At 50.7% G+C, this 20,023-nt stretch carries 21 protein-coding genes; 9 read left to right on the top strand and 12 right to left on the bottom strand.

The window, feature by feature from the left end; genetic code table 11:
• The first annotated feature begins 40 nt into the window (after window positions 1-40).
• The gene (locus tag VF709_RS02145; RefSeq protein ID WP_440230824.1) at window positions 41-1,168 is read left to right on the top strand and encodes a PD-(D/E)XK nuclease family protein; all 1,128 of its coding nucleotides are present in this window, start codon (window positions 41-43) and stop codon (window positions 1,166-1,168) included.
• Window positions 1,169-1,272: 104 nt separating this feature from the next.
• Window positions 1,273-2,454: a restriction endonuclease gene (locus tag VF709_RS02140; RefSeq protein ID WP_440230822.1), complete on the top strand. Its 1,182-nt coding sequence runs from the start codon at window positions 1,273-1,275 to the stop codon at window positions 2,452-2,454.
• A gap of 570 nt (window positions 2,455-3,024) precedes the next feature.
• On the opposite strand, the gene VF709_RS02135 is transcribed toward VF709_RS02140, so the two are convergent.
• The 7 genes from VF709_RS02135 to VF709_RS02105 all read right to left on the bottom strand — a co-directional run bounded on the left by VF709_RS02135 (window position 3,025) and on the right by VF709_RS02105 (window position 9,144).
• Entirely contained in the window at window positions 3,025-3,483 is a 459-nt protein-coding gene (locus VF709_RS02135) for a DUF2778 domain-containing protein (protein WP_256065134.1), read from the bottom strand.
• Window positions 3,484-3,500: 17 nt separating this feature from the next.
• Window positions 3,501-3,983 carry an Hcp family type VI secretion system effector gene (locus VF709_RS02130; RefSeq protein ID WP_013096029.1) on the bottom strand — a complete coding sequence of 161 codons (483 nt, stop codon included), beginning with the start codon at window positions 3,981-3,983 and terminating at the stop codon, window positions 3,501-3,503.
• 154 nt (window positions 3,984-4,137) lie between these two features.
• Window positions 4,138-4,854 carry an ABC transporter ATP-binding protein gene (locus VF709_RS02125; RefSeq protein ID WP_038419955.1) on the bottom strand — a complete coding sequence of 239 codons (717 nt, stop codon included), beginning with the start codon at window positions 4,852-4,854 and terminating at the stop codon, window positions 4,138-4,140.
• Window positions 4,851-5,726 carry an ABC transporter ATP-binding protein gene (locus tag VF709_RS02120; RefSeq protein WP_029882584.1) on the bottom strand — a complete coding sequence of 292 codons (876 nt, stop codon included), beginning with the start codon at window positions 5,724-5,726 and terminating at the stop codon, window positions 4,851-4,853. Before VF709_RS02120 ends, VF709_RS02125 begins: the two co-directional genes overlap by 4 nt.
• Window positions 5,723-6,997 (bottom strand): high-affinity branched-chain amino acid ABC transporter permease LivM, encoded by a 1,275-nt coding sequence (gene livM, locus VF709_RS02115; protein ID WP_440230819.1) that lies wholly within the window; start codon window positions 6,995-6,997, stop codon window positions 5,723-5,725. The genes VF709_RS02120 and livM overlap by 4 nt, the downstream gene beginning before the upstream one ends.
• Before the next feature lie 11 nt (window positions 6,998-7,008).
• The gene (locus tag VF709_RS02110; protein WP_020687620.1) at window positions 7,009-7,923 is read right to left on the bottom strand and encodes an ABC transporter permease subunit; all 915 of its coding nucleotides are present in this window, start codon (window positions 7,921-7,923) and stop codon (window positions 7,009-7,011) included.
• 99 nt (window positions 7,924-8,022) lie between these two features.
• Window positions 8,023-9,144 carry a branched-chain amino acid ABC transporter substrate-binding protein gene (locus VF709_RS02105; protein WP_013096034.1) on the bottom strand — a complete coding sequence of 374 codons (1,122 nt, stop codon included), beginning with the start codon at window positions 9,142-9,144 and terminating at the stop codon, window positions 8,023-8,025.
• Window positions 9,145-9,566: 422 nt separating this feature from the next.
• Between VF709_RS02105 and VF709_RS02100 the strand changes: the two genes are divergently transcribed.
• The gene (locus VF709_RS02100) at window positions 9,567-10,235 is read left to right on the top strand and encodes a YecA/YgfB family protein (RefSeq protein WP_013096035.1); all 669 of its coding nucleotides are present in this window, start codon (window positions 9,567-9,569) and stop codon (window positions 10,233-10,235) included.
• 31 nt (window positions 10,236-10,266) lie between these two features.
• Here the strand turns inward: VF709_RS02100 and tyrP are convergent, their stop codons facing one another.
• Entirely contained in the window at window positions 10,267-11,478 is a 1,212-nt protein-coding gene (gene tyrP / locus VF709_RS02095) for a tyrosine transporter TyrP (RefSeq protein WP_149896315.1), read from the bottom strand.
• A 249-nt stretch (window positions 11,479-11,727) separates the two neighbouring features.
• On the opposite strand from tyrP, the gene VF709_RS02090 reads away from it, so the two are divergent.
• Window positions 11,728-12,069 (top strand): hypothetical protein, encoded by a 342-nt coding sequence (locus tag VF709_RS02090; protein WP_013096037.1) that lies wholly within the window; start codon window positions 11,728-11,730, stop codon window positions 12,067-12,069.
• Window positions 12,070-12,105: 36 nt separating this feature from the next.
• Here the strand turns inward: VF709_RS02090 and ftnA are convergent, their stop codons facing one another.
• Entirely contained in the window at window positions 12,106-12,603 is a 498-nt protein-coding gene (ftnA, locus tag VF709_RS02085; protein ID WP_013096038.1) for a non-heme ferritin, read from the bottom strand.
• A 195-nt stretch (window positions 12,604-12,798) separates the two neighbouring features.
• Window positions 12,799-13,137 (bottom strand): YecR family lipoprotein, encoded by a 339-nt coding sequence (yecR, locus tag VF709_RS02080; RefSeq protein ID WP_013096039.1) that lies wholly within the window; start codon window positions 13,135-13,137, stop codon window positions 12,799-12,801.
• Between the two features lie 254 nt (window positions 13,138-13,391).
• Between yecR and VF709_RS02075 the strand changes: the two genes are divergently transcribed.
• The 3 genes from VF709_RS02075 to VF709_RS02065 all read left to right on the top strand — a co-directional run bounded on the left by VF709_RS02075 (window position 13,392) and on the right by VF709_RS02065 (window position 14,596).
• A complete protein-coding gene (locus tag VF709_RS02075) occupies window positions 13,392-14,030 on the top strand; it encodes an RpiB/LacA/LacB family sugar-phosphate isomerase (RefSeq protein ID WP_013096040.1) in 639 nt (212 codons plus the stop codon).
• A 123-nt stretch (window positions 14,031-14,153) separates the two neighbouring features.
• Window positions 14,154-14,237, top strand: a complete 84-nt coding sequence (gene azuC / locus VF709_RS02070) for a stress response protein AzuC (protein ID WP_014832437.1) — start codon at window positions 14,154-14,156, stop codon at window positions 14,235-14,237.
• A gap of 107 nt (window positions 14,238-14,344) precedes the next feature.
• Window positions 14,345-14,596, top strand: coding sequence for a DUF2766 family protein (locus tag VF709_RS02065; RefSeq protein ID WP_023620128.1), 252 nt, complete (start codon window positions 14,345-14,347; stop codon window positions 14,594-14,596).
• A 47-nt stretch (window positions 14,597-14,643) separates the two neighbouring features.
• On the opposite strand, the gene VF709_RS02060 is transcribed toward VF709_RS02065, so the two are convergent.
• A complete protein-coding gene (locus VF709_RS02060; RefSeq protein WP_013096042.1) occupies window positions 14,644-15,987 on the bottom strand; it encodes an anaerobic C4-dicarboxylate transporter in 1,344 nt (447 codons plus the stop codon).
• 154 nt (window positions 15,988-16,141) lie between these two features.
• Window positions 16,142-16,645, bottom strand: a complete 504-nt coding sequence (locus tag VF709_RS02055) for a non-heme ferritin-like protein (RefSeq protein ID WP_020687625.1) — start codon at window positions 16,643-16,645, stop codon at window positions 16,142-16,144.
• Between the two features lie 799 nt (window positions 16,646-17,444).
• On the opposite strand from VF709_RS02055, the gene araF reads away from it, so the two are divergent.
• Together araF and araG are read left to right on the top strand one after the other, a co-directional pair.
• A complete protein-coding gene (gene araF / locus VF709_RS02050; RefSeq protein WP_028027935.1) occupies window positions 17,445-18,434 on the top strand; it encodes an arabinose ABC transporter substrate-binding protein AraF in 990 nt (329 codons plus the stop codon).
• A 71-nt stretch (window positions 18,435-18,505) separates the two neighbouring features.
• Window positions 18,506-20,020: an L-arabinose ABC transporter ATP-binding protein AraG gene (gene araG, locus VF709_RS02045; RefSeq protein ID WP_013096045.1), complete on the top strand. Its 1,515-nt coding sequence runs from the start codon at window positions 18,506-18,508 to the stop codon at window positions 20,018-20,020.
• The last annotated feature ends 3 nt before the right edge of the window (window positions 20,021-20,023 follow it).

Below are 20,023 nucleotides of genomic sequence, written 5' to 3'. Positions count from 1 at the left end.
TAATCTGTAATGGCATCATGATTTTTAAAAGGAGGTTGAATTGCGTTCTGAAACGTTTTTTGTCAAATTTATTGAACAACTGAAAGGTATTTCGGTTGAGGATGATGTTGAATTCAATTTTTTTGAATTGGGTGGTTCCGGATATCTCGAAAATCCAACTACGGATTTGATGGCTTTGTTTATGGGAGCCCAGAAAATGGTGCCGCCATGGTTGCTCAAAGCATTGCTATGTTGCCTGGATGATTCCCTCGATGTTGATGAAATTGATTTCACTTCTCTGGAGCTAATGAGAGAGGCCCGAACAGAAGATGGGAAATATATTGATATTCTTATCAGACATGATGAATTCATTATAGGTATTGAGCATAAAGTTCTGGCTGATACATATAATCCTTTTCCCAGCTATGTAAGTCTCATTGATAGTTACGGCGGCAACAATCAAAAACTATTTCGCTGTATATTAAAGCCTGACGGTAACAGCGCTAAAGGCGTAGACGGTTGGCAACTGATCAATTATTCACTGCTGCTGAAAACCGCCATTCGACGTCTGGGGTTAGAGATGATGAATCAAGAGTTCAGCAAGTGGACTTTTTTTTATCAGGAGTTTTTAAGTCATCTTAAAAAATTGAGTGAGGTTAGTATGGATAAAGTATCTGATAAAAATGTGGAGTTTGTCACTGAAAATTTCACAGCTTTGATAAAATCGGTTCAATTGCTGGAAATGTACCAAAATGCTATCACCGAGGAAGCTAAATCGGTTGTCTCAGAGGTATTGCCTGATATTCATATTGCAACAGGTATTAATAACTGGAAGGGTTACTATAAAGCAATTCATCTGATGCCGGGATGCTGGGGGCAAGGTAAAACAGGAATTACGTTAGTTTATCGCCCTTCAGAGGATGGTCGAGATGAAGCTGAGTTCTACGTATATGGATGGATACATTCAGATGATTACCCTGAAGTTAATGCACTAAAAGAAGAAATAAGAGTTGCTTTAAGTGCTGGAGATTTCATTCCAACAGCTAGCCCTGAGGACTATGAAGTATCAATTACTGGGAAGGGGAAAGTGCTTGAACTGAGTTTTTGGGGGAATACGAGAAGCAAAAAAGATGCACTGGTTCTTCTTAAGGATATGACTAAGTGGATGGACTCAAAAATAAGAACATAAAGTAATATGACTGAGTGATGACGATCTTTTTTAAATTGTGGATTATTAGGCTGGTAATTGAAGCGCCGAATAGACAGATATTGGAATAAAAGGAGAATATTCAAATGATTTATCAGTGTGATACTTGCAGTAGAACGACTTTTGAGATTAATTGTCCATGGTGTAGTGGAGTTTCGCCTGTAAAAACGTCTGCATGGGGTTCAGCATCATCGACCTCACAAGCAATAGATATACAACGTATGACACCATTGAATCCATCGTTTTATCCCGAATTTCAGTATCGTTCAAAGGGTGTTCTTAAAGATCTATTTGGGAAAAAGAAAGAACAAACTCAGCTTAATCAATTGCTTGAAAATGTTCTCGAAAAATACTCCAATTTAAAAGATCCATATTTTACTAACTTCATTTACACTTCCAGATTCTCACATAATAATAAATCTGAAGCAGATTTCTCAACAGATAATGGCACATACTCCGAATTACAACTTTTCCGTGAGGTGTTGGTCAGAAAAGGGTTCAATGAGCTTGAGGAGTTACCTGAGCTATTAGATAAATTACTCCTTACCACGTCATTTAACGCTCTTTATTATGGTTTCGCTAAGGAAGTTAAACGGCATATTAAATTTACACTTACTGAATCCTTGAAGTCATGGATTGAGGAAGCAGGCACCACTTTTCGGGCAGATCTTTCATTATTTCTATTCTATATATGGAGTAATAATATAGAGTTCTCATCAGTAGAATTCAATGAAAAAGCAGAGGCCACGCCTGGTGTCCCTTTGGTTTTATTTGAGGAAGTTAAAAAATACTTGGCAGTGTGCGAACGTATTTATTTTGACATTCTGGTTGATAGATTAGCTACACGCCTTGAGCATTTTAACCCTAATAAATTCGTCACCATGTATTTAGTTGATGCAATGGATGGTTTCCAGTTCGAAGATTTCCTTGTAGAAATATTCCAGACTATGGGTTATGACGTCAAAGAAACCAAGAGAACGCAAGATCAGGGTGCAGATCTTTTCGTCACTCGATTTGGTAAGGATATGGTTATTCAGGCGAAAAATTATTCTGGTTCTGTAGGTAACTCGGCGGTGCAGCAGGTGATCTCGGCTAAAACGTTCTATGGTTGTGATGAGGCGATGGTTGTGACTAATTCCTACTTCACACGCTCTGCCAAAGAATTAGCTGAGTCAGCCTTGGTACGTTTGATCGACAGGGATGAACTGCAAAAGTATCTGGATGATTACAATCAGAAGATAATTGAAGATTTCCAGTCAAACTCGTAACTTTGCAGTCATATAGATATAGCAAAGGACAGGTAGGCCTCCGTGAGAGGGGGACTTACCTGTGCAGATTCTGTGCTCAAAGTTATCCAAGTCTATCTATTTACTGCCAATTACAGTAAAATGAGTAAGCAATTACAGCAAAGTTTCGCAATGCACTGCTATGTAACTCATTGATCCTGCGTAGAATTTAAAATCCCTCGGCGTTCGCGCTGTGTGGGTTCAAGTCCCACTCCGGGTACCATGGGAAACAAAGAATAATCAAAGCAATAAGCAGTGTCGTGAAACCGCCCCTTAAGGCGGTTTTTTTATTTCTTTCACAATGCGCTAATCAATATCTCTTTGTTCGTATGATGGCGATCAGCCATATACATGCAGTAGTTACTGCAATCGCTATCAAATAGAGAATTAATGTGTAGTAATCCAGAAAATCCTCTTCGATAACAAACCCATACTTTTCTACATACCAGTCATATAGCTCCAAATCAGGCGTGAAGTAACAGAATATACAGTAAAGAATGCTTAAGAAGCTCAATTCGGCAAGCCAGATAAGCACTGAGTGAACGGGTTTCATCAGTAGACCTGTATAGTGCCAAATGCACGTAGTTGAGGGGTGATCATCGTTGATGGGGTTCTGACAAGCGCTCTCCAAAGCACCATATAATCATTGAGAGAGACAAGCGTTATACACCCATCACTGTTGCCACTGCTTCCTGCCGGGTGTAGACGAAATGATCCTCGCTCAACTTTATTTATAAAAGTAGTGTCATCAATCCGTTCATCTTCACGCAAGAGTGCAAACCATAAGTCACGGTCCGATCCGCTTCGAATTGATTTCATCCAATTGCTGGTACGGTTTTTAAGATTACCCCGAGATCTTACAACAATGTAATAATTACCCGGAGGAAGAGGCCCCCTTTTGGCGATTGCTATAGAATCTGGGTTGTTTCTGTGCTTCCCTTTATTGCCTGAATAGGCGGCGAAAAAACCCACACCAGGACAACTTAGTGACGATAGCTGCCCATTATTCATATGAAAATAGCAACGGATCATCTGTCTGCCCAAGAATCAGTAAAAATAATATTGCCGTCGCAGTGCTTCCAGGTTATGCGTTCATAACGCAAAGATATGCTTTCAAGATGGTTGTGCTTTTCAGTCGTAGGATCTTTCACATCGTGCATGACGGGGCATACAGACACTACCTTTACCCCTTCAAGATACATATTGAAGTATTCAACTTCCTGCCCAGCGTCGTTAATTCTGTACCACTTAAATTCCGCTGATTGTAACGTTTGCCCATGCGCCACAGCTTTATAAAGATATGGGCTTGATGAATCGAATTCTTTTTCAAAATTTAATGCGGAGTGAACTCGTGTACCTGTGATTTTTCCGGTTGCGCTATCAGTAGGAAGGTGCAAACCATGTCCAAATCCAAGAACTTCAATACTACCTTCACGGTGCTGAACATCTACAGAACCTGTAATGTTTGCACCGCCGTCATCTTTAAGCCAAAGATATGCGGGTATAGCCATTCTGAAAGCTCCTTTTCAGTGAGTTTGACGTGATTGTCAGAGACTAATAAATCAACAAACTCAGGCCGTCTCAAGGCATTGCGTGCTATACCTGTCGTGAATATCTCATTGTTATTTATATGAAATTACTTTTAATGATTCCTTTCATATCAAATCACACCCCGCCCAAATACGCCTTCCTCACCTCCTGATCCCCCAATAACTCCTCTCCGCTGCCGCTCAGGCGGATCTGCCCGTTAACCATCACGTAGCCGCGGTCAGAAAGCTTCAGCGCGTGGTGCGCATTCTGCTCCACCAGAAAAATGGTCATCCCGTTGCGGGTCAGTTCGCGCAGCGTCTGGAAGATCTGTTTCACCACAATCGGCGCCAGGCCGAGGCTGGGTTCATCCAGAAGCAGGAGTTTAGGGCGGCTCATCAGCGCCCGGGCGATGGCCAGCATCTGCTGTTCCCCGCCGGACATGGTCATCGCCCGCTGTTTACGCCGTTCTTTAAGGCGAGGGAAGAGGTCAAACATGGTGTGCATATCTTCCGTTGCAAACTGGCTGCCAATGGGGATGGTCCCCATCAGCAGGTTCTCCTCCACGGTCATATCGGGAAAAATACGTCGTCCTTCTGGCGCCTGGGCAATGCCTTCGGAGGCGACATAGTGGGTCGATTTATGGCTAATGTCCTCTCCGCAAAACACGATCTGCCCGCTGCGAATACGCGGCTGGCCGAAGATAGACATCAGTAATGTCGATTTACCCGCGCCGTTAGCGCCTATCAGCGCCACGGTTTCCCCTTTGTTTACTTCAAGGGTTACCTGTTTCAGCGCCTGGATCACGCCGTAAAACACGTCCACCTCGCGAAAGGCCAGCATCGGTTCGCTCATAGATTGACCTCGCTTTCATCGGTGCCCAGATATGCGGCGATCACTTTTTCATCATGCTGGATCTGCTCGGGTTTTCCCCTCGCGATGACGTCTCCATGGTCGAGCACAATGATGTCGTCCGAAATCTCCATCACCATTCCCATATCGTGTTCAATCAACAGTACCGTAATGCCGTGGTGGTCGCGCAGAAAACGGATGATGTTGCTCAGCTTGTGCGTTTCAACCGGGTTGAGCCCGGCGGCGGGTTCATCCAGACAGATCATCTCTGGTCCGGTGCACATGGCGCGCGCGATTTCCAGACGCCGCTGCTGGCCGTAGGACATCTCGCCCGCCAGGCGATTGGCACACTCCACAAGATCCACCACCTCAAGCCAGTAGAAGGCCCTGTCCAGGGCGTCGCTCTCTGCCCGTCGGTAAGCGGGGGTATTGAGGATCCCGGCGAGCAAATTACGGTTAACGCGCATATGCTGTGCGACCAGCAGGTTTTCCACGACCGACATCTCGCGGAACAGACGAATGTTCTGGAAGGTGCGTGCCAGCCCGGCGCGGTTAACCAGATGCGTCCCGCCAAACATCTTATAGAAAAGGCGCTGCCCCAACTGTGCAGGGTGAATCCAGTCGTCCGGCTGGAATTTTTGCCCGAGTACCTGAATGACGTTGGTCGTTCTGTTGCGTGCATTAAACAGAATGTTCCCGCCGGACGCTTTATAGAAGCCGGTCAGGCAGTTAAAGACGGTGGTTTTGCCAGCGCCGTTTGGGCCGATAAGGGCGGTAATTGAACCGCGCTGCACGTCGAGATTGACGTCATTAAGCGCCTTGATCCCGCCAAAATGCATCATCAGGTGCTCTACGCTTAAAATCGTTCCGTTCATGGCGCCACGCCCTTACGCACGGCAAACCCGCTGCGGTTAATGCGGATCAACCCGCGCGGACGCCAGATCATCATCACCACCATCAGCATGCCAAACAGCAGGACGCGATACTCAGCAAAGCTGCGCAACAACTCGGGTGTCACGGTGAGCACAAAGGCTGCCAGCACGACTCCGAGCGTGGAGCCCATGCCGCCCAGTACCACGATGGCGAGGATCAGCGCAGATTCAAAAAAGGTGAATGAGGTTGGATTCACAAAACCCTGATAGGTGGCAAAGAACACGCCCGCAATCCCGGCCGTTGACGCGCCCAGCGTAAAGGCCGAAAGCTTAACCAGCACATGGTTGAGGCCCATGGAGCGGCAGGCGATTTCATCTTCCCGCAGGGCTTCCCATGCCCGGCCAATTGGCATTCGCGTCAGGCGATGCTTGACATAAAGCACCAGCAGCACCACCAGAAACAGCACCGCGTAAATAAAGATAAACTTCATATTCGGGTTGTACGTCAGATGGAAAAATTCATGAAATGGCACGCCACCTTCTTTGGCGCGTCGACCAAACTCCAGTCCGAAAAACGTAGGCGGCGGCGCTGACACGCCATTAGGCCCGCCGGTGAAAGTTAGCCAGTTGTTCAGCACCAGACGGATAATTTCCCCGAACCCGAGCGTCACAATCGCCAGGTAGTCGCCGTGCATGCGCAGCACCGGGAAGCCGAGCAGGGCACCGGCAGCCGCAGCCATAATTGCCGCCAGCGGCAGCATGCTCCAGAATCCGAGTCCCAGATATTGATACCCCAACGCCAGCCCGTAAGCGCCGATGGCGTAGAAGGCGACATACCCCAGATCCAGCAGTCCGGCCAGACCCACGACGATATTCAGGCCGAGGCCGAGCAGGACGTAAATCAGCCCGAGGATAGCAACCGTCAGCAGGTATTTGGTGGCGACAAACGGGAAGCAGATCGCAAGGGCGATCGCCAGAGGAATAACCCAGCGCAGACGGCTTTTGTATTCCGGCGGGCGAACATATACCCCCGCGCTGTTGGCTTCGAACCGCGCCTGAAAACGGGCCCCGACAGCGGTACTTAAAAAAGCGCTCAGCAGAAAACGCCCAACCATCACTGTGCCGACCATCCAGGCCAGGCGCTGTCCGGCAAAGTTAAAGCTATATCCGTCCAGCACCACGCCCGCAATCGGGCCAAAAATAATCAATGCGATCAGCCCGGAAAACATCGCGTCCAGCAGGCAGCGCTTGAGGGCGAAACCGTGTGATGTCATCGTTTTCTCCTTCACACTTTGGCCACGACAGGGCGGCCGAGCAGTCCCTGAGGGCGGAAAATCAGGATCATGACCAGCAGCCCAAACGAGAACACATCTTTGTAGTCCGAGTTCACCATGCCGGAAAACTGAGCCTCGGCCACCCCCAGAATCAGCCCGCCGAGCATCGCGCCGGGCAAAGAGCCGATCCCCCCGAGCACCGCGGCGGTAAAGGCTTTGATACCAATCACAAACCCGACGTAGAAATCAAAGGTGCCGTAATTCATGGTAATGAGCACCCCGGCCAGACCGGCCATTGCCGCGCCGATGACAAATACCAGAGAAATAATCCTGTCGGTATTTATCCCCAGAATGGAGGCCATTTTTCGATCCTGTTGTACCGCACGACACATGCGTCCCAGCCGGGTATGGCTGATAATCCAGGTGAGCAATAGCATCCCGGCGAAGGAGGCGACCAGAATGAATACTTTGGTATAGGTAATCTGCACGAACCCCTCTCCCAGATGCAGACGAATCACGCCGTCCAGCATGGTGGGAACCCCTTGCTGACGCGGCCCCTGGCTCAGTTGCGCGTAATTTTGCAGGATAAGCGACATGCCGATGGCGGAGATCAGCGGCGCCAGACGGGTGGAGTTGCGTAGCGGTTTATAGGCAATGCGCTCGATGGTCCAGCCATACACTCCGGTGACCACGATGGTGAATACCAGCGTGCCGAGGATCAGTAGAGGGAACGACTGCAGGCCGAAGAAGGAGAGCAGCGCCAGGCCAATCGCGCAGAGATAGGCAGAGATCATATACACTTCGCCGTGGGCGAAGTTAATCATCCCGATGATGCCGTACACCATCGTATAACCGATGGCGATGAGTCCGTAGACGGAGCCCAGCGTTAAGCCATTAATTAACTGTTGCAGGAAGAATGTACTCATCTTAGCGCGCTCTTTATAACGGCCGCACAAACCGCGCAGCCTGATGTGTTGTTTGCGTCGGCAGGCGGCCCTGCCGACGTTGAGCGTGACTCCGTCCCGTTACGGCACTTCCTTATACTTTCCTTTGTCGTCCCACTGATACACCACGTAGTCAGAGACTTTCAGATCGCCTTTGCTGTCCCAGGCTTTTTTGCCCATCACCGTATCGACGGAATTAGCCTTCAGCCATTCGCTGGCTTTGGCTGAGTCCTTGCCGCCCGTCGCCTTGAATGCCGCGGCGATAGCCTGCACGGAGGCATAGGAGTAGAGGGTGTATCCTTCCGGTTCGAATTTACCGGCGCGGAATTTCTCAATTACCGCTTTACCGTCCGGGATCAGGCGCGGATCTTTACCGAAGGTCATATAGATGCCGTTGGTATATTGCGGTCCTCCCGCCGCGGTCACCATCTCTTCGTTGACAATACAGTCGCCGGAGAAGAATTTTGCCTGCACGCCCTGTTCACGCATCTGGCGAACCAGCGGGCCGGCTTCAGGGTGACAGCCCCCGAAGAAGACGACGTCCGGTTTTTGCGCCCCAATTTTGGTGACCAGGGCGTTAAAGTCTTTTTCTCCGCGGGATAACCCTTCGTACATTACGTCCTGCACGCCGCGTTTTGCCAGTGCGGCTTTGGTGGCGTCCGCCAGCCCCTGACCGTAGGTGTCTTTGTCGTGAATGATCACCACCCGTTTGGCTTTCAGCTTGTCGATAATGAAATCGCTGGCGACCTGACCCTGCTGGTCATCGCGGCCGCACATGCGGAACATATCGCTCATGCCGCGCTCGGTAATCTGCGGGTTGGTGGAGCCAGGCGTGATGGCGATGATCCCCGCGTCGCTGTACACCTCAGAGGCGGGCATGGTGGACGAAGAGCAGAAATGACCGACCACCGCGTTGACCTTATCCTGGTCGACTAAACGGTTGGCGACGGCAACGGCCTGCTTGGGCTCGCAGGCATCATCTCCCTGAACCAGCTTAATTTTTTCACCGTTGATCCCGCCTGCGGCGTTAATGTCCTCTGCTGCCTGTGTTGCGCCATGCCAGTACTGATCGCCGTAGGTGGCATTGGGGCCTGTAAATGGCCCGGCCACGCCAATGACAATATCTGCCCGGGCGGAAAATGCCGTCACCAGACAACCGGCCAACAAAAGAGAAAGAGGAGTTCTGATTAATTTCAGCGACATTATTGTGTTCCTTAGCAATGAGGTTTTTGCACCACGGTGTAAACCCGAACGCCCGGCGGCGCAGCCAATCAAAAACACGAGCGAGAAAAATGATGTTACGAACAAGATACGGTCAGCATCCTGCTTAATACGGCGAGGTTTCCATGCGCAGTGTCGCGTGCTGAAGATTAAGCAAAATCGTTGCCAGAATGGTTAACCTGTTGACGGCGTTGCGACATGTTGAGTATAGAGCGCCGTTGTACGCAGCCTTGCGGGACGCACTAAAATTACAGCGGAGATCACATCTCGTTAACAATAAAGCCCATAAGTTGTGCAAGGGTCACGATTTGCACGTTTTTGCAGCAATAATTCCCGTAACTTCCGCCGGGAAAGGCGTACGATATGTGCTAGGATCCTTTCCTTTTTGATCAGGAGTGTCAGCAATGACTGAAGGCCCATTAAATGAAAGCGAAATGGCGTGGCTGGAAGAGACGTTAATGTCTTACGGTCATGACGATGCGTCCGTGATTGACGTGTCCGAACTGGACGGCATGCTTACGGCAGTGCTTTCCGGCCCCGTGGTTGTCGAGCCAGACACCTGGCTGGTGGCGGTATGGGGCGGCGAGAAATATATCCCGCGCTGGAAAAACGATCGAGAAATGAACCGTTTTATCGATCTCTGCTTTAAGCATATGAACGACATTGCTGAGCGCCTGAGCGAATACCCGGATCAGTTTGAGCCGATGTTTGGTTATAACGACGTGGACGGCCAGAGCTACACCGTTGTGGAAGAGTGGTGTTATGGCTATATGCGCGGCGTGTCGCTGACCGACTGGTCTGCACTGCCAGAAGAGCTGAAAGCGGATCTGGATGTCATCGCGCTTCACGGCTCAGAAGAGAACAGCGAGAAGCTGGACGCGCTGAGCGAAGAGGAGTACATCGCCAGCATTGAGCGTATCCAGCCAGCGGCGCTGCGTTTATACGACTACTGGTCTGCTAACCCACAGCAACCGGAAGCGAAGAAACCGATTGTTAACGGCACAAAGGTCGGGCGTAACGATCCGTGTCCGTGCGGCAGCGGGAAGAAGTTTAAGAGCTGTTGCTTACACTGATAAAAAAGGGGCTGTTGATAGCCCCTTTTTTTTACCCCACTTCCGGCAGCATTCCCGCCGCAATCAAAAATTGCACCAGAATAATGACGACCCCGCAGGCAAACACAATGCACAGCAGCGGCTTTCCACCTGCCACCCGGTACCCTTGCCGGGCATGCTGTTGGCGGCTCTTCCACGCCAGCAGAGAAGGGAGCAGCAGGGCAAGGATGGATAGAGCCACCCCCGCATACCCCAGCGCCATGACAAACCCGCGCGGGTAGAAGAGGGCAAAGGCCAGCGGAGGCAGGAAGGTGATCGCCCCTGTCTGTAAGCGGCCGGTGACGGAATTGCGACGCTGGAACAGATCTGCCAGATAATCAAACAGACCGAGCGCCACGCCCAGGAAGGAGGTGGCCAGCGCCAGATCGGCAAACAGATGCACCGCCAGCTCAACGTGTGGAGAAGTTACCACTTCACGCAGCGCCAGCAAGAAACCGTTCAGACCGGCGTGTTCCGCCATCAAGCCAATAAAGGAGGAAGAGTCGATACTGCCCAGCGTCACCAGCTGCCAGAAAATGTAGGCAATCAGCGGGATGGCGCTACCGATAACAAACACGCGGCGAAGCTTGCGAATATCACCGTTCATGTAGCTGACAATGCTTGGCACACTGCCGTGGAAGCCAAATGAGGTAAAAATGACCGGGATCGCGGAAAGCGCCAGGCCTTTTTCCAGCGGCAGCGTCAGCAGGTTGACCTTATGAACATGCGGTGCCAGCAGAACCAGCATCACAATCAGAAAAAGAATTTTGGCGCTGAATAAAAAACGGTTAAACAGATCGACCAGCGAGGTGCCCACACAGACTACGCCGCCGCCGATGAGCGTAAAGAAGATGGCCCCCTTCGCTGGCGTAATGTCAGCACCGAACCCGTCGTTGACGCTGGAAGCGATCAATTCCCCGGCACCGCTGATATACGCAGCGGTCAGGGCGTACATCAGAAACATCATGCTAAAGCCGGTCACCCACTGTCCGTAACGGCCCAGATAGCGTGCCGCAAGCGAACCCAGCCCGGTATCGGCGGGGACGTGCTGATAAACCTCAAGCAGCAACAGCGCGGTGTAACACATTAATGCCCAGAGCGTACCCAGTAGCAGTAATGTCATGCCAAATCCGACGCCCGCGGCGGCCAGCGGCATCGCCAGCATTCCTGCGCCAATCGTCGTTCCGGCGACGATAAAAATACTTCCCAGGGTTCTGTTTTTCACGCTTTCCTCTACAACGCTTCACGATCGCGACAAAATCTGCGGCGCAGAGTAAGGGAAAAGCCGTATTTCGTCAAATCACCGTTACAAGAAGTGTAACTTTAACTTTACGATTTTAGCCGGGCGAGGCTCTTCAGGTAACTCTCTGATCCTTCGGAGGTGTAAGGCTACTTCATAAGGACAATAGGATCGCGTGAAAATCAGGCGTAATTTAAACAAAAATTGCAAAACATAAAATAAAATGAGGGTCTGATGGCGGGGGAAAATCCATTCACAGCGGCCTGGAGCCGGGGAGGCAATTTGCTATGTCACGGCCACTGGATCATCAGCTGGCAGAATACGGCGCTGACGTTGCCGGAATCCCGACGTGAAAAGGATATGGGCACATGGGCGATTTATTCGATTATCGATCCTGAGGATGAGACCTTTGCACAGGGGTTAAAAGAGGATGAGTGGATAATCGAAAACGTGGACTGGCTGACGGATTTATTCTTCGACGCCGGGATCCCGCTTGAGGCGGCAAACTACCGGTACTTTTTCCAGGCCGTAAATCCGCATGACTGGCGCTGCACCAGTTGCGCAGGTTGCATGTAAAAAAATACGGCGCTGAAAGTCAGCGCCGTATCGATATTAATTCTGGGTATCAAGCGTAGAGAGTTCTTTATCAATAAAGTAAAGACCTTCACCGGTTTTACCGGCCAGCGATAATTTATCCAGAACCGATTTAAACAGTTTCTCTTCTTCGTGTTGCTCGGCCACATACCACTGCAGGAAATTAAAGGTTGGATAATCCTGGCTGGTCATTGCCGCATGCACCAGCTCGTTAATTTTCTGGGTGATCAGCTGCTCGTGCTCGTAGGTAGCGCGGAAGAGTTCATCAAGTGAGCCATACTCCGCAAACGGTGATGCCACGTTATCAATGCGCGGCAGGCTGCCGGTATCTGTCAGATAATCAAAGAGACGCTGCATGTGGGTCATCTCTTCCTGAGCGTGACGACGCAGGAACGCGGCGGCACCTTCAAAGCTGTGATAGCTGCACCAGGCACTCATCTGCTGGTAGAGCAGGGAGGAAAAAAGCTCAAGATTCATTTGTGCATTGAGCTTGTCGATCATTTCAGTTTTCAGCATGGTGACGCTCCGGTTTATTATTTCTGGTTCACAATGAGCGACACTATAATTTGTTATTTAATTATATGCAAAACGTAAAATAAATATTTGTTTATTTAAAAATACGAATGGGAATAAAACGCATTGGCGATATTTATATTTATAAATGAGAATTATTTATTTTAACGGGCTGCCAGCCAAAACTGGCAGCGCAGATTAATACCACGGATTACTGGTGGCCGGTTTAACAGCATAACCCATGCATTTGTACTGAATGGTCACGCTCTCGTTCAGACACAGTGAGCCGCTAATCAGGGTGCAGGTTTTAATGGGCTGTCCATAGGAGGAGGCGGTGGCATATCCCATGCCCTGGCACGCTTTGGTTGCAGTGCCATTGTTCACATATTCATCAGACCAGGCGTTTTGCAGGGCGGCCTGACCATAGTCAAGGCGGACTATGCCATTTGGCGCATCCAGACTGCTCACCTGTGCCTGGCGGTTGATGCTACATCCCGCGAGCAGCAGGACCGTGCCGACAACGAAGACTCTTTTCATGGTTCGCTCTGAGTGGAGGGAAATACGTTATCGTACCGCTCGCTGTCCGCCGCAATGCCCTGAATAGCCGGACAATCTGCCCTTTCTCTTTGCAACGGGCCGGGCTCAGACCTGTCATCAACAAAAATGTGAGTCCTCTTTGGTTTTTTAAAACAATCTTTCATTTAATTTGAAAGTACGTTTGTGTGATAGTAGGGTGAAGATGAAAAGGTATCCATGATGGGCTCGCCCGCAACGCATTCAGGAGAGAGACAATGAAAATCGCACTGATGATGGAAAACAGCCAGGCCGCAAAAAATCCAGTGATTCTGAAAGAGTTAAAAACGGTCGCCGATGAAAAAGGGTTCCCGGTGTATAACGTTGGCATGAGCGATGAGAACGACCATCATCTGACCTATATCCATCTGGGGATCATGGCGAGCATTTTACTCAATGCGAAGGCCGTCGATTTTGTGGTGACTGGGTGTGGAACGGGCCAGGGGGCGTTGATGTCGCTGAACATCCACCCGGGCGTGATCTGCGGTTACTGTATCGACCCTGCAGATGCGTTTCTCTTCGCCCAGATTAACAACGGTAACGCGCTTGCCCTGCCGTTTGCCAAAGGCTTCGGCTGGGGTGCAGAGCTGAACGTTCGCTTTATCTTCGAAAAAGCGTTCACCGGCCGCAAGGGAGAAGGTTATCCGCCAGAGCGCAAAGAGCCTCAGGTACGTAATGCGGGGATCCTGAATCAGGTGAAAGCCGCTGTGGTCAAAGAGAACTATCTGGACACGCTGCGGGCAATCGATCCTGAGCTGGTAAAAACCGCCGTTTCCGGCCAGCGCTTCCAGCAGTGCTTCTTTGAAAACTGTCAGGACAAAGAGATCGAGGCTTTCGTGCGCGAGATTGTCGGCTAACACGCGTAGTTGAATACAGAAAAAATTGTGATGTGAGTCACAAAAATATTGATTTTTGTGATAGTGGTCATATTATAGGCACATTGACGATAAAGTTGTATAACAAGTTAATGGAGCATCACAATGAAACTGCGCAAAATCCTCAAAAGCATGTGGGCTAACTACTGCAACACCTTCAAAGACGTGCCGCCTGGCGCGATGTTCTGATAAAAAAACCTGCTTCGGCAGGTTTTTTTATGCCTGCAACCACCAGAAGGGAGATGAAAGGGGGCGTGTTTTGTTACTATGGCGGCCTTTGAATAAGGAGAAACCCCATGTCTCAAAACCTGAGCGCCGATCAGGAACTGGTATCTGATGTTGTCGCATGCCAGCTGGTCATCAAACAGATCCTTGATGTCTTAGATGTTATCGCGCCGGTGGAAGTGCGTGAGAAGATGTCTACCCAGCTGAAAAACATCGATTTTTCCAGCCATCCCGCTGCGGCTGACCCGGTTACGCTTCGGGCGATCCAGAAAGCCATCGCGCTGATTGAGCTGAGATTCACGCCGCAGAGTGAATCTCACTGATAGCGCGCAACGTGAGAAGGGCGACAGTGCCTGTCGCCCGAAAGCGTTTAAAAGAAGGTCTGTACCAGCAGATAACTCGCCGCGCAAGCACAGCTCACGCCAATTATCCCCGGCAGGATAAAGCTGTGGTTGATAATAAATTTGCCGATACGGGTTGTCCCTGAGCGGTCAAACCCGATGCAGGCCAAATCGCTTGGGTAGGTGGGCAGAACAAAATAGCCATACGACGCCGGGAAGAAAGCGATCAGCATTTTCGGATCGATACCCAGCATTAACCCCATCGGCGCCACGGCCGTCAGCGCTGCCGCCTGGCTGTTCACCAGTTTAGAGACCAGGAAAAGCACGATGGCGTAGGTCCACGGATGGCTTTTCACGACCCCTTCCAGCGCCAGTTTTAGCTCGTCGAGATGTGCCTGGAAAAAGGTATCACTCATCCACGCGACGCCGAACACCGAGAAAATCGCCACCATTCCGGCTTTAAAGACCGCGCCGTTAGAAATGGTCGCTGCATTGACCTTGCAGGTGACCAGCATCACCGCACCCGCAATGAGCATCATCATCTGAATGACAAGGTTCATCGACAGCGCCGTCATTTTGCCTTTCACCTCAAACGCCGGACGCAGTTCAGGCAATGCCCCGAGCAGCACCACCACCGCGATCCCGGCGAAGAAAATCCACGTTGACCAGTAGGCCTGTTTCGGAAAACGTTGATTCATCAACGTCTCGGTTCCGCCGTAGATAAACTCGCGCTGTTTTGGATCTTTCAGCTTTTCCTGGAATTCCATGTCATCGGCTAAATCTTTCCCGCGGCGTAAACTCCACAGGGCGGCAATAGTCACACCGAACAGCGAGGCGGGAACTGACACGGCGAGAATTTCGAGGATCCCCCACGCGTGTCCAATGCCATGCTGGGCGGCCAGAATGGAAATCAGCGACACCACGGCAACGGAGACCGGGGAGGCGGTGATCGCCATTTGCGATGCCACCGACGCCACGGCCATCGGACGTTCCGGGCGGATCCCTTTTTTCAGGGCGATATCGGCAATAATCGGGAACATGGTGTACACCACATGGCCGGTACCGCAGAGAAAGGTCAGCATCCAGGTGGTAAAGGGGGCGAGGAGGGTGATGTGCTGAGGATGCTTGCGCAGCAGGCGCTCGGCAAATTGCATCATCACATTCAGCCCACCTGCCGTCTGCAGGGTGGCCGCACACCCGATCACAGCGAGGATGGTCAGCATCACATCAACCGGCGGTTTACCGGGCTGCAGACCAAAGATAAACGTCAAAATAAACAGACCGATACCGCTTATCAGCCCCAGTCCCATCCCGCCAAAACGCGTGCCTGTCAGCAGGCACAGGAGGATGACAATAAACTCAATGGTGATCATGATGCTCCCTCGTCATTAATTATGTAATTAAATAAATCATTACATGTTGTAGGGATAATCATTGAGAGCGAGATCTGATTTGTTAAATCTTTTAAAAAGCAGGAGGTTGGCTGTGAAAAAGAGGCCCACTCCCGAACGGGAGCAGGCGAAAAGCTTAGTGGTGCTGTACTGTCACCAGATCGAGCAGGTGACGGTCGGTCTGTTCCGGGCATAACCCGGACTGTTGCGCGTTGCGGAGCTCATCCGCCAGTGCTTTAAGCAAAATGCCGTCCTGCTGCTGCTCTTTGTCCATATCGCGCAAGAACTGCAGTGTTGCGCTGTCATGCTGAGCCCTGGCTTCATCCGCCAGTTTATTCAGCGTGGCGCAGCGTTGCTCATACTCTTCAAGCGTTTTCCTGAATAACTCCTCCAGCGAGGAGTAGTGCCCATTAATTGCATCCGGGGCTTTGACGATAGGATTTGCCCCTGCGCCTTTCAAAAAGTTAAAGACGCGCATCATATGGGTGACGTTACTTTGTGCCTGGGTACGAAAAAAAGTGGCGGTACCGTTGAGACGGTTCTCAGAACACCACTCGCTCAAATGGAGGTGCAGATTCGACGCATAGAACTCCAGGTTCATCTGCGCATTGAGTTTTTGCATCATCGTTTGGGTAGTCATACCAATATCCTTATAGACTGTTAGTGTGATGTCCGTAACAAAACCTGAACGGGCAGGTTAAGACGAGTAAGTGGCAGAAAAGCATTTCTGCAGTGACAAAAGTCGACCGAATAATCACTTCCTGTGTTCGATATAAATAAGCATACCCCTGCTCGGTGTTTAAGAAAACTCTTAATTGGTGCGTTTTACCATACATTACAAAATTTAATATAGTACAAAAATAACAACATGTTGTTATAAAATAAGATTTATCCAATGCCTTGAAATTACTGGTTTTTAGCTATTTTAATATCGATATTTACCCACTGGGAATAGTGAGCCGGAATAATGCTCTGAGAAATAGTTAATTCAGGATTAACTATTTCAAATATATGATGCGCGGACTAAATTGCGCTAAATCAATTTTCGCAGAATAACGCCATAAAATATATTTTGCGGCAACGCCAGTGCTACACAGTTCCTGATGATGGTAACGCCGTACCGCGATCGCGCCCGGAGCGCGGGGGTTTGGGTATCAGGGATTTCTTAGCTGATCTTATGGATAATTCTGCTTATCTCGGTTTCATTTGTCCGACAAATACTGCCGTTTTTATGTCATTTTTCGCTGAATTTATGTACGCAATTACTGTAATTCTGCGGTGTGATGGCGCTCTCTTATGGATGATTAATTTCCCGCTAAAACTATCACCAGCACTAACGCTTATGACGAGGTAAGCGCTAATGCCTTGTTTTAAGTCCGATTAAATAAGAAGTACGCAAATATTCCCTACAGAAAAGAACGCTAATGCTGGAGTTTACCATGCACAAATTTACTAAAGCGCTGGCGGCCATCGGTCTGGCTGCCGTTATGTCACAATCCGCTATCGCTGAGAATTTAAAACTCGGTTTTTTGGTAAAACAGCCGGAAGAACCCTGGTTCCAGACCGAATGGAAATTCGCCGATAAGGCCGGGAAAGATTTAGGATTTGAAGTCATTAAAATCGCCGTGCCTGACGGTGAAAAAACGCTGAACGCTATCGACAGCCTGGCGGCCAGCGGGGCGAAAGGGTTCGTTATCTGTACGCCGGATCCCAAACTGGGCTCTGCGATTGCAGCCAAAGCGCGCGGTTACGACATGAAGGTCATTGCGGTTGACGATCAGTTCGTCAACGCCAAGGGCAAACCGATGGACAGCGTGCCGCTGGTGATGATGGCGGCCACCAAAATTGGCGAACGTCAGGGCCAGGAACTCTATAAAGAGATGCAGAAACGCGGCTGGGATGTGAAAGATACCGCCGTGATGGCCATCACCGCCGACGAGCTGGATACCGCCCGCCGTCGTACCACCGGGTCGATGGACGCGCTGAAAGCGGCCGGCTTCCCGGAAAAACAGATCTATAAAGTGCCGACAAAATCCAACGACATTCCGGGGGCCTTCGACGCCGCCAACTCCATGCTGGTTCAACATCCAGAGGTGAAGCACTGGCTGGTGGTCGGCATGAACGATAACACCGTCCTGGGCGGCGTACGCGCAACGGAAGGTCAGGGCTTCAAAGCGCCTGATGTGATCGGTATCGGCATCAACGGCGTTGACGCGGTGAGTGAGCTCTCTAAAGCGCAGGCGACGGGCTTCTACGGCTCACTGCTGCCAAGCCCGGACGTGCACGGCTATAAATCCAGCGAAATGCTCTACAACTGGGTTACCAAAGGGGTGGAACCGCCGAAGTTTACTGAAGTGACCGACGTGGTGCTGATCACCCGCGACAACTTCAAAGAGGAGCTGGCGAAAAAAGGACTGGGCGGTAAGTAATACGCGGTGATTGTGCCCCTCGCGAACCGCGAGGGGCCAGACGTACACACTACAGGAATCACGGAGACGTTATGCGACAGTCTGATCCGTATCTCTCTTTTCGCGGTATCGGGAAAACCTTTCCCGGTGTTAACGCGCTGACCGATATCAGCTTCGACTGCTATGCCGGTCAGGTTCACGCCCTGATGGGCGAAAACGGCGCCGGAAAATCCACGCTGTTGAAAATCCTCAGCGGCAACTACACGCCAACCACCGGCACGCTGGCCATTCGCGGCGAAGAGGTGGCGTTTGCTGATACCACCGCTGCGCTCAACGCCGGGGTGGCCATCATCTATCAGGAACTGCATTTGATCCCTGAGATGACGGTGGCGGAAAACATCTATTTAGGCCAGCTCCCGCACAAAAGCGGCGTGGTAAACCGGTCGCTACTTAATTACGAAGCGGGGCTGCAGCTGAAACATCTGGGTCTGGATGTCGATCCCCAGACACCTCTGAAGTATCTCTCCATCGGCCAGTGGCAGATGGTTGAAATTGCCAAGGCGCTGGCGCGTAACGCCAAGATCATTGCCTTCGACGAACCGACAAGCTCGCTTTCCGCGCGTGAAATCGAAAACCTGTTCCGGGTGATCCGCGAGCTGCGTAAAGAAGGCCGCATTATTTTGTATGTTTCGCACCGTATGGAAGAGATTTTTGCCTTAAGCGATGCAATCACCGTCTTTAAAGATGGCCGGTACGTGCGCACCTTTACCGATATGGAGCAGGTCAATCATGACCAGCTCGTTCAGGCGATGGTTGGCCGCGAGCTGGGAGATATCTATCACTGGCAGCCACGCGAATACGGCCCTGAGCGCCTGAAGCTGGAAAACGTTAAAGCGCCGGGTGTGCGAACGCCGATCTCGCTCTCGGTGCGCAGCGGGGAGATTGTCGGGCTGTTTGGTCTGGTGGGCGCAGGGCGTAGCGAGTTAATGAAAGGCCTGTTTGGCGGTACGCGCATCACCGAAGGGCAGGTATCCATTGACGGGCAGCGGGTCGATATCCAGAAGCCCGCACATGCCATCCAGGCCGGGATGATGCTCTGCCCGGAAGACCGCAAAGCGGAGGGCATTATTCCGGTGCACTCGGTACGTGACAACATCAATATTTCCGCGCGGCGGAAGTTTATTCGCGCCGGTTGCCTGATCAACGACGGCTGGGAGGAGAGCAACGCCGACCACCATATCCGTTCGCTGAACATCAAAACCCCGGGCCCGGAACAGCTGATCATGAATCTCTCCGGCGGTAACCAGCAGAAGGCGATTTTAGGCCGCTGGCTGTCGGAGGATATGAAGGTCATTTTGCTGGATGAGCCAACGCGCGGCATCGATGTGGGGGCGAAACACGAAATTTATAACGTGATCTATGAGCTGGCAAAACGCGGTGTGGCGGTGTTGTTCGCCTCCAGCGATCTGCCTGAGGTACTCGGCGTGGCCGACCGCATTGTTGTGATGCGTGAGGGCGAAATCGCCGGTGAATTGCTTCATGAACAGGCGAATGAACAACAGGCGTTGAGTCTCGCCATGCCGAAAGTTAGCCAGGCTGTCGCCTGAGTA

It is taken from the genome of Enterobacter sp. Lyrl_3 (assembly GCF_051948675.1).
Classification (GTDB): Bacteria; Pseudomonadota; Gammaproteobacteria; order Enterobacterales; family Enterobacteriaceae; genus Enterobacter; species Enterobacter cloacae.
This window is presented reverse-complemented; position numbering and strand designations above follow the sequence as displayed.

Coding starts and splice junctions, on each gene's coding strand:
- araG (WP_013096045.1), top strand. CDS start 18,506: ATGCGACAGTCTGATCCGTATCTCTCTTTTCGCGGTATCGGGAAAACC.
- VF709_RS02135 (WP_256065134.1), bottom strand. CDS start 3,483: ATGAATAATGGGCAGCTATCGTCACTAAGTTGTCCTGGTGTGGGTTTT.
- VF709_RS02140 (WP_440230822.1), top strand. CDS start 1,273: ATGATTTATCAGTGTGATACTTGCAGTAGAACGACTTTTGAGATTAAT.
- VF709_RS02055 (WP_020687625.1), bottom strand. CDS start 16,645: ATGACTACCCAAACGATGATGCAAAAACTCAATGCGCAGATGAACCTG.
- VF709_RS02130 (WP_013096029.1), bottom strand. CDS start 3,983: ATGGCTATACCCGCATATCTTTGGCTTAAAGATGACGGCGGTGCAAAC.
- VF709_RS02105 (WP_013096034.1), bottom strand. CDS start 9,144: ATGTCGCTGAAATTAATCAGAACTCCTCTTTCTCTTTTGTTGGCCGGT.
- VF709_RS02125 (WP_038419955.1), bottom strand. CDS start 4,854: ATGAGCGAACCGATGCTGGCCTTTCGCGAGGTGGACGTGTTTTACGGC.
- araF (WP_028027935.1), top strand. CDS start 17,445: ATGCACAAATTTACTAAAGCGCTGGCGGCCATCGGTCTGGCTGCCGTT.
- azuC (WP_014832437.1), top strand. CDS start 14,154: ATGAAACTGCGCAAAATCCTCAAAAGCATGTGGGCTAACTACTGCAAC.
- VF709_RS02110 (WP_020687620.1), bottom strand. CDS start 7,923: ATGAGTACATTCTTCCTGCAACAGTTAATTAATGGCTTAACGCTGGGC.
- yecR (WP_013096039.1), bottom strand. CDS start 13,137: ATGAAAAGAGTCTTCGTTGTCGGCACGGTCCTGCTGCTCGCGGGATGT.
- VF709_RS02090 (WP_013096037.1), top strand. CDS start 11,728: ATGGCGGGGGAAAATCCATTCACAGCGGCCTGGAGCCGGGGAGGCAAT.
- VF709_RS02060 (WP_013096042.1), bottom strand. CDS start 15,987: ATGATCACCATTGAGTTTATTGTCATCCTCCTGTGCCTGCTGACAGGC.
- VF709_RS02065 (WP_023620128.1), top strand. CDS start 14,345: ATGTCTCAAAACCTGAGCGCCGATCAGGAACTGGTATCTGATGTTGTC.
- VF709_RS02120 (WP_029882584.1), bottom strand. CDS start 5,726: ATGAACGGAACGATTTTAAGCGTAGAGCACCTGATGATGCATTTTGGC.
- VF709_RS02100 (WP_013096035.1), top strand. CDS start 9,567: ATGACTGAAGGCCCATTAAATGAAAGCGAAATGGCGTGGCTGGAAGAG.
- ftnA (WP_013096038.1), bottom strand. CDS start 12,603: ATGCTGAAAACTGAAATGATCGACAAGCTCAATGCACAAATGAATCTT.
- livM (WP_440230819.1), bottom strand. CDS start 6,997: ATGACATCACACGGTTTCGCCCTCAAGCGCTGCCTGCTGGACGCGATG.
- VF709_RS02075 (WP_013096040.1), top strand. CDS start 13,392: ATGAAAATCGCACTGATGATGGAAAACAGCCAGGCCGCAAAAAATCCA.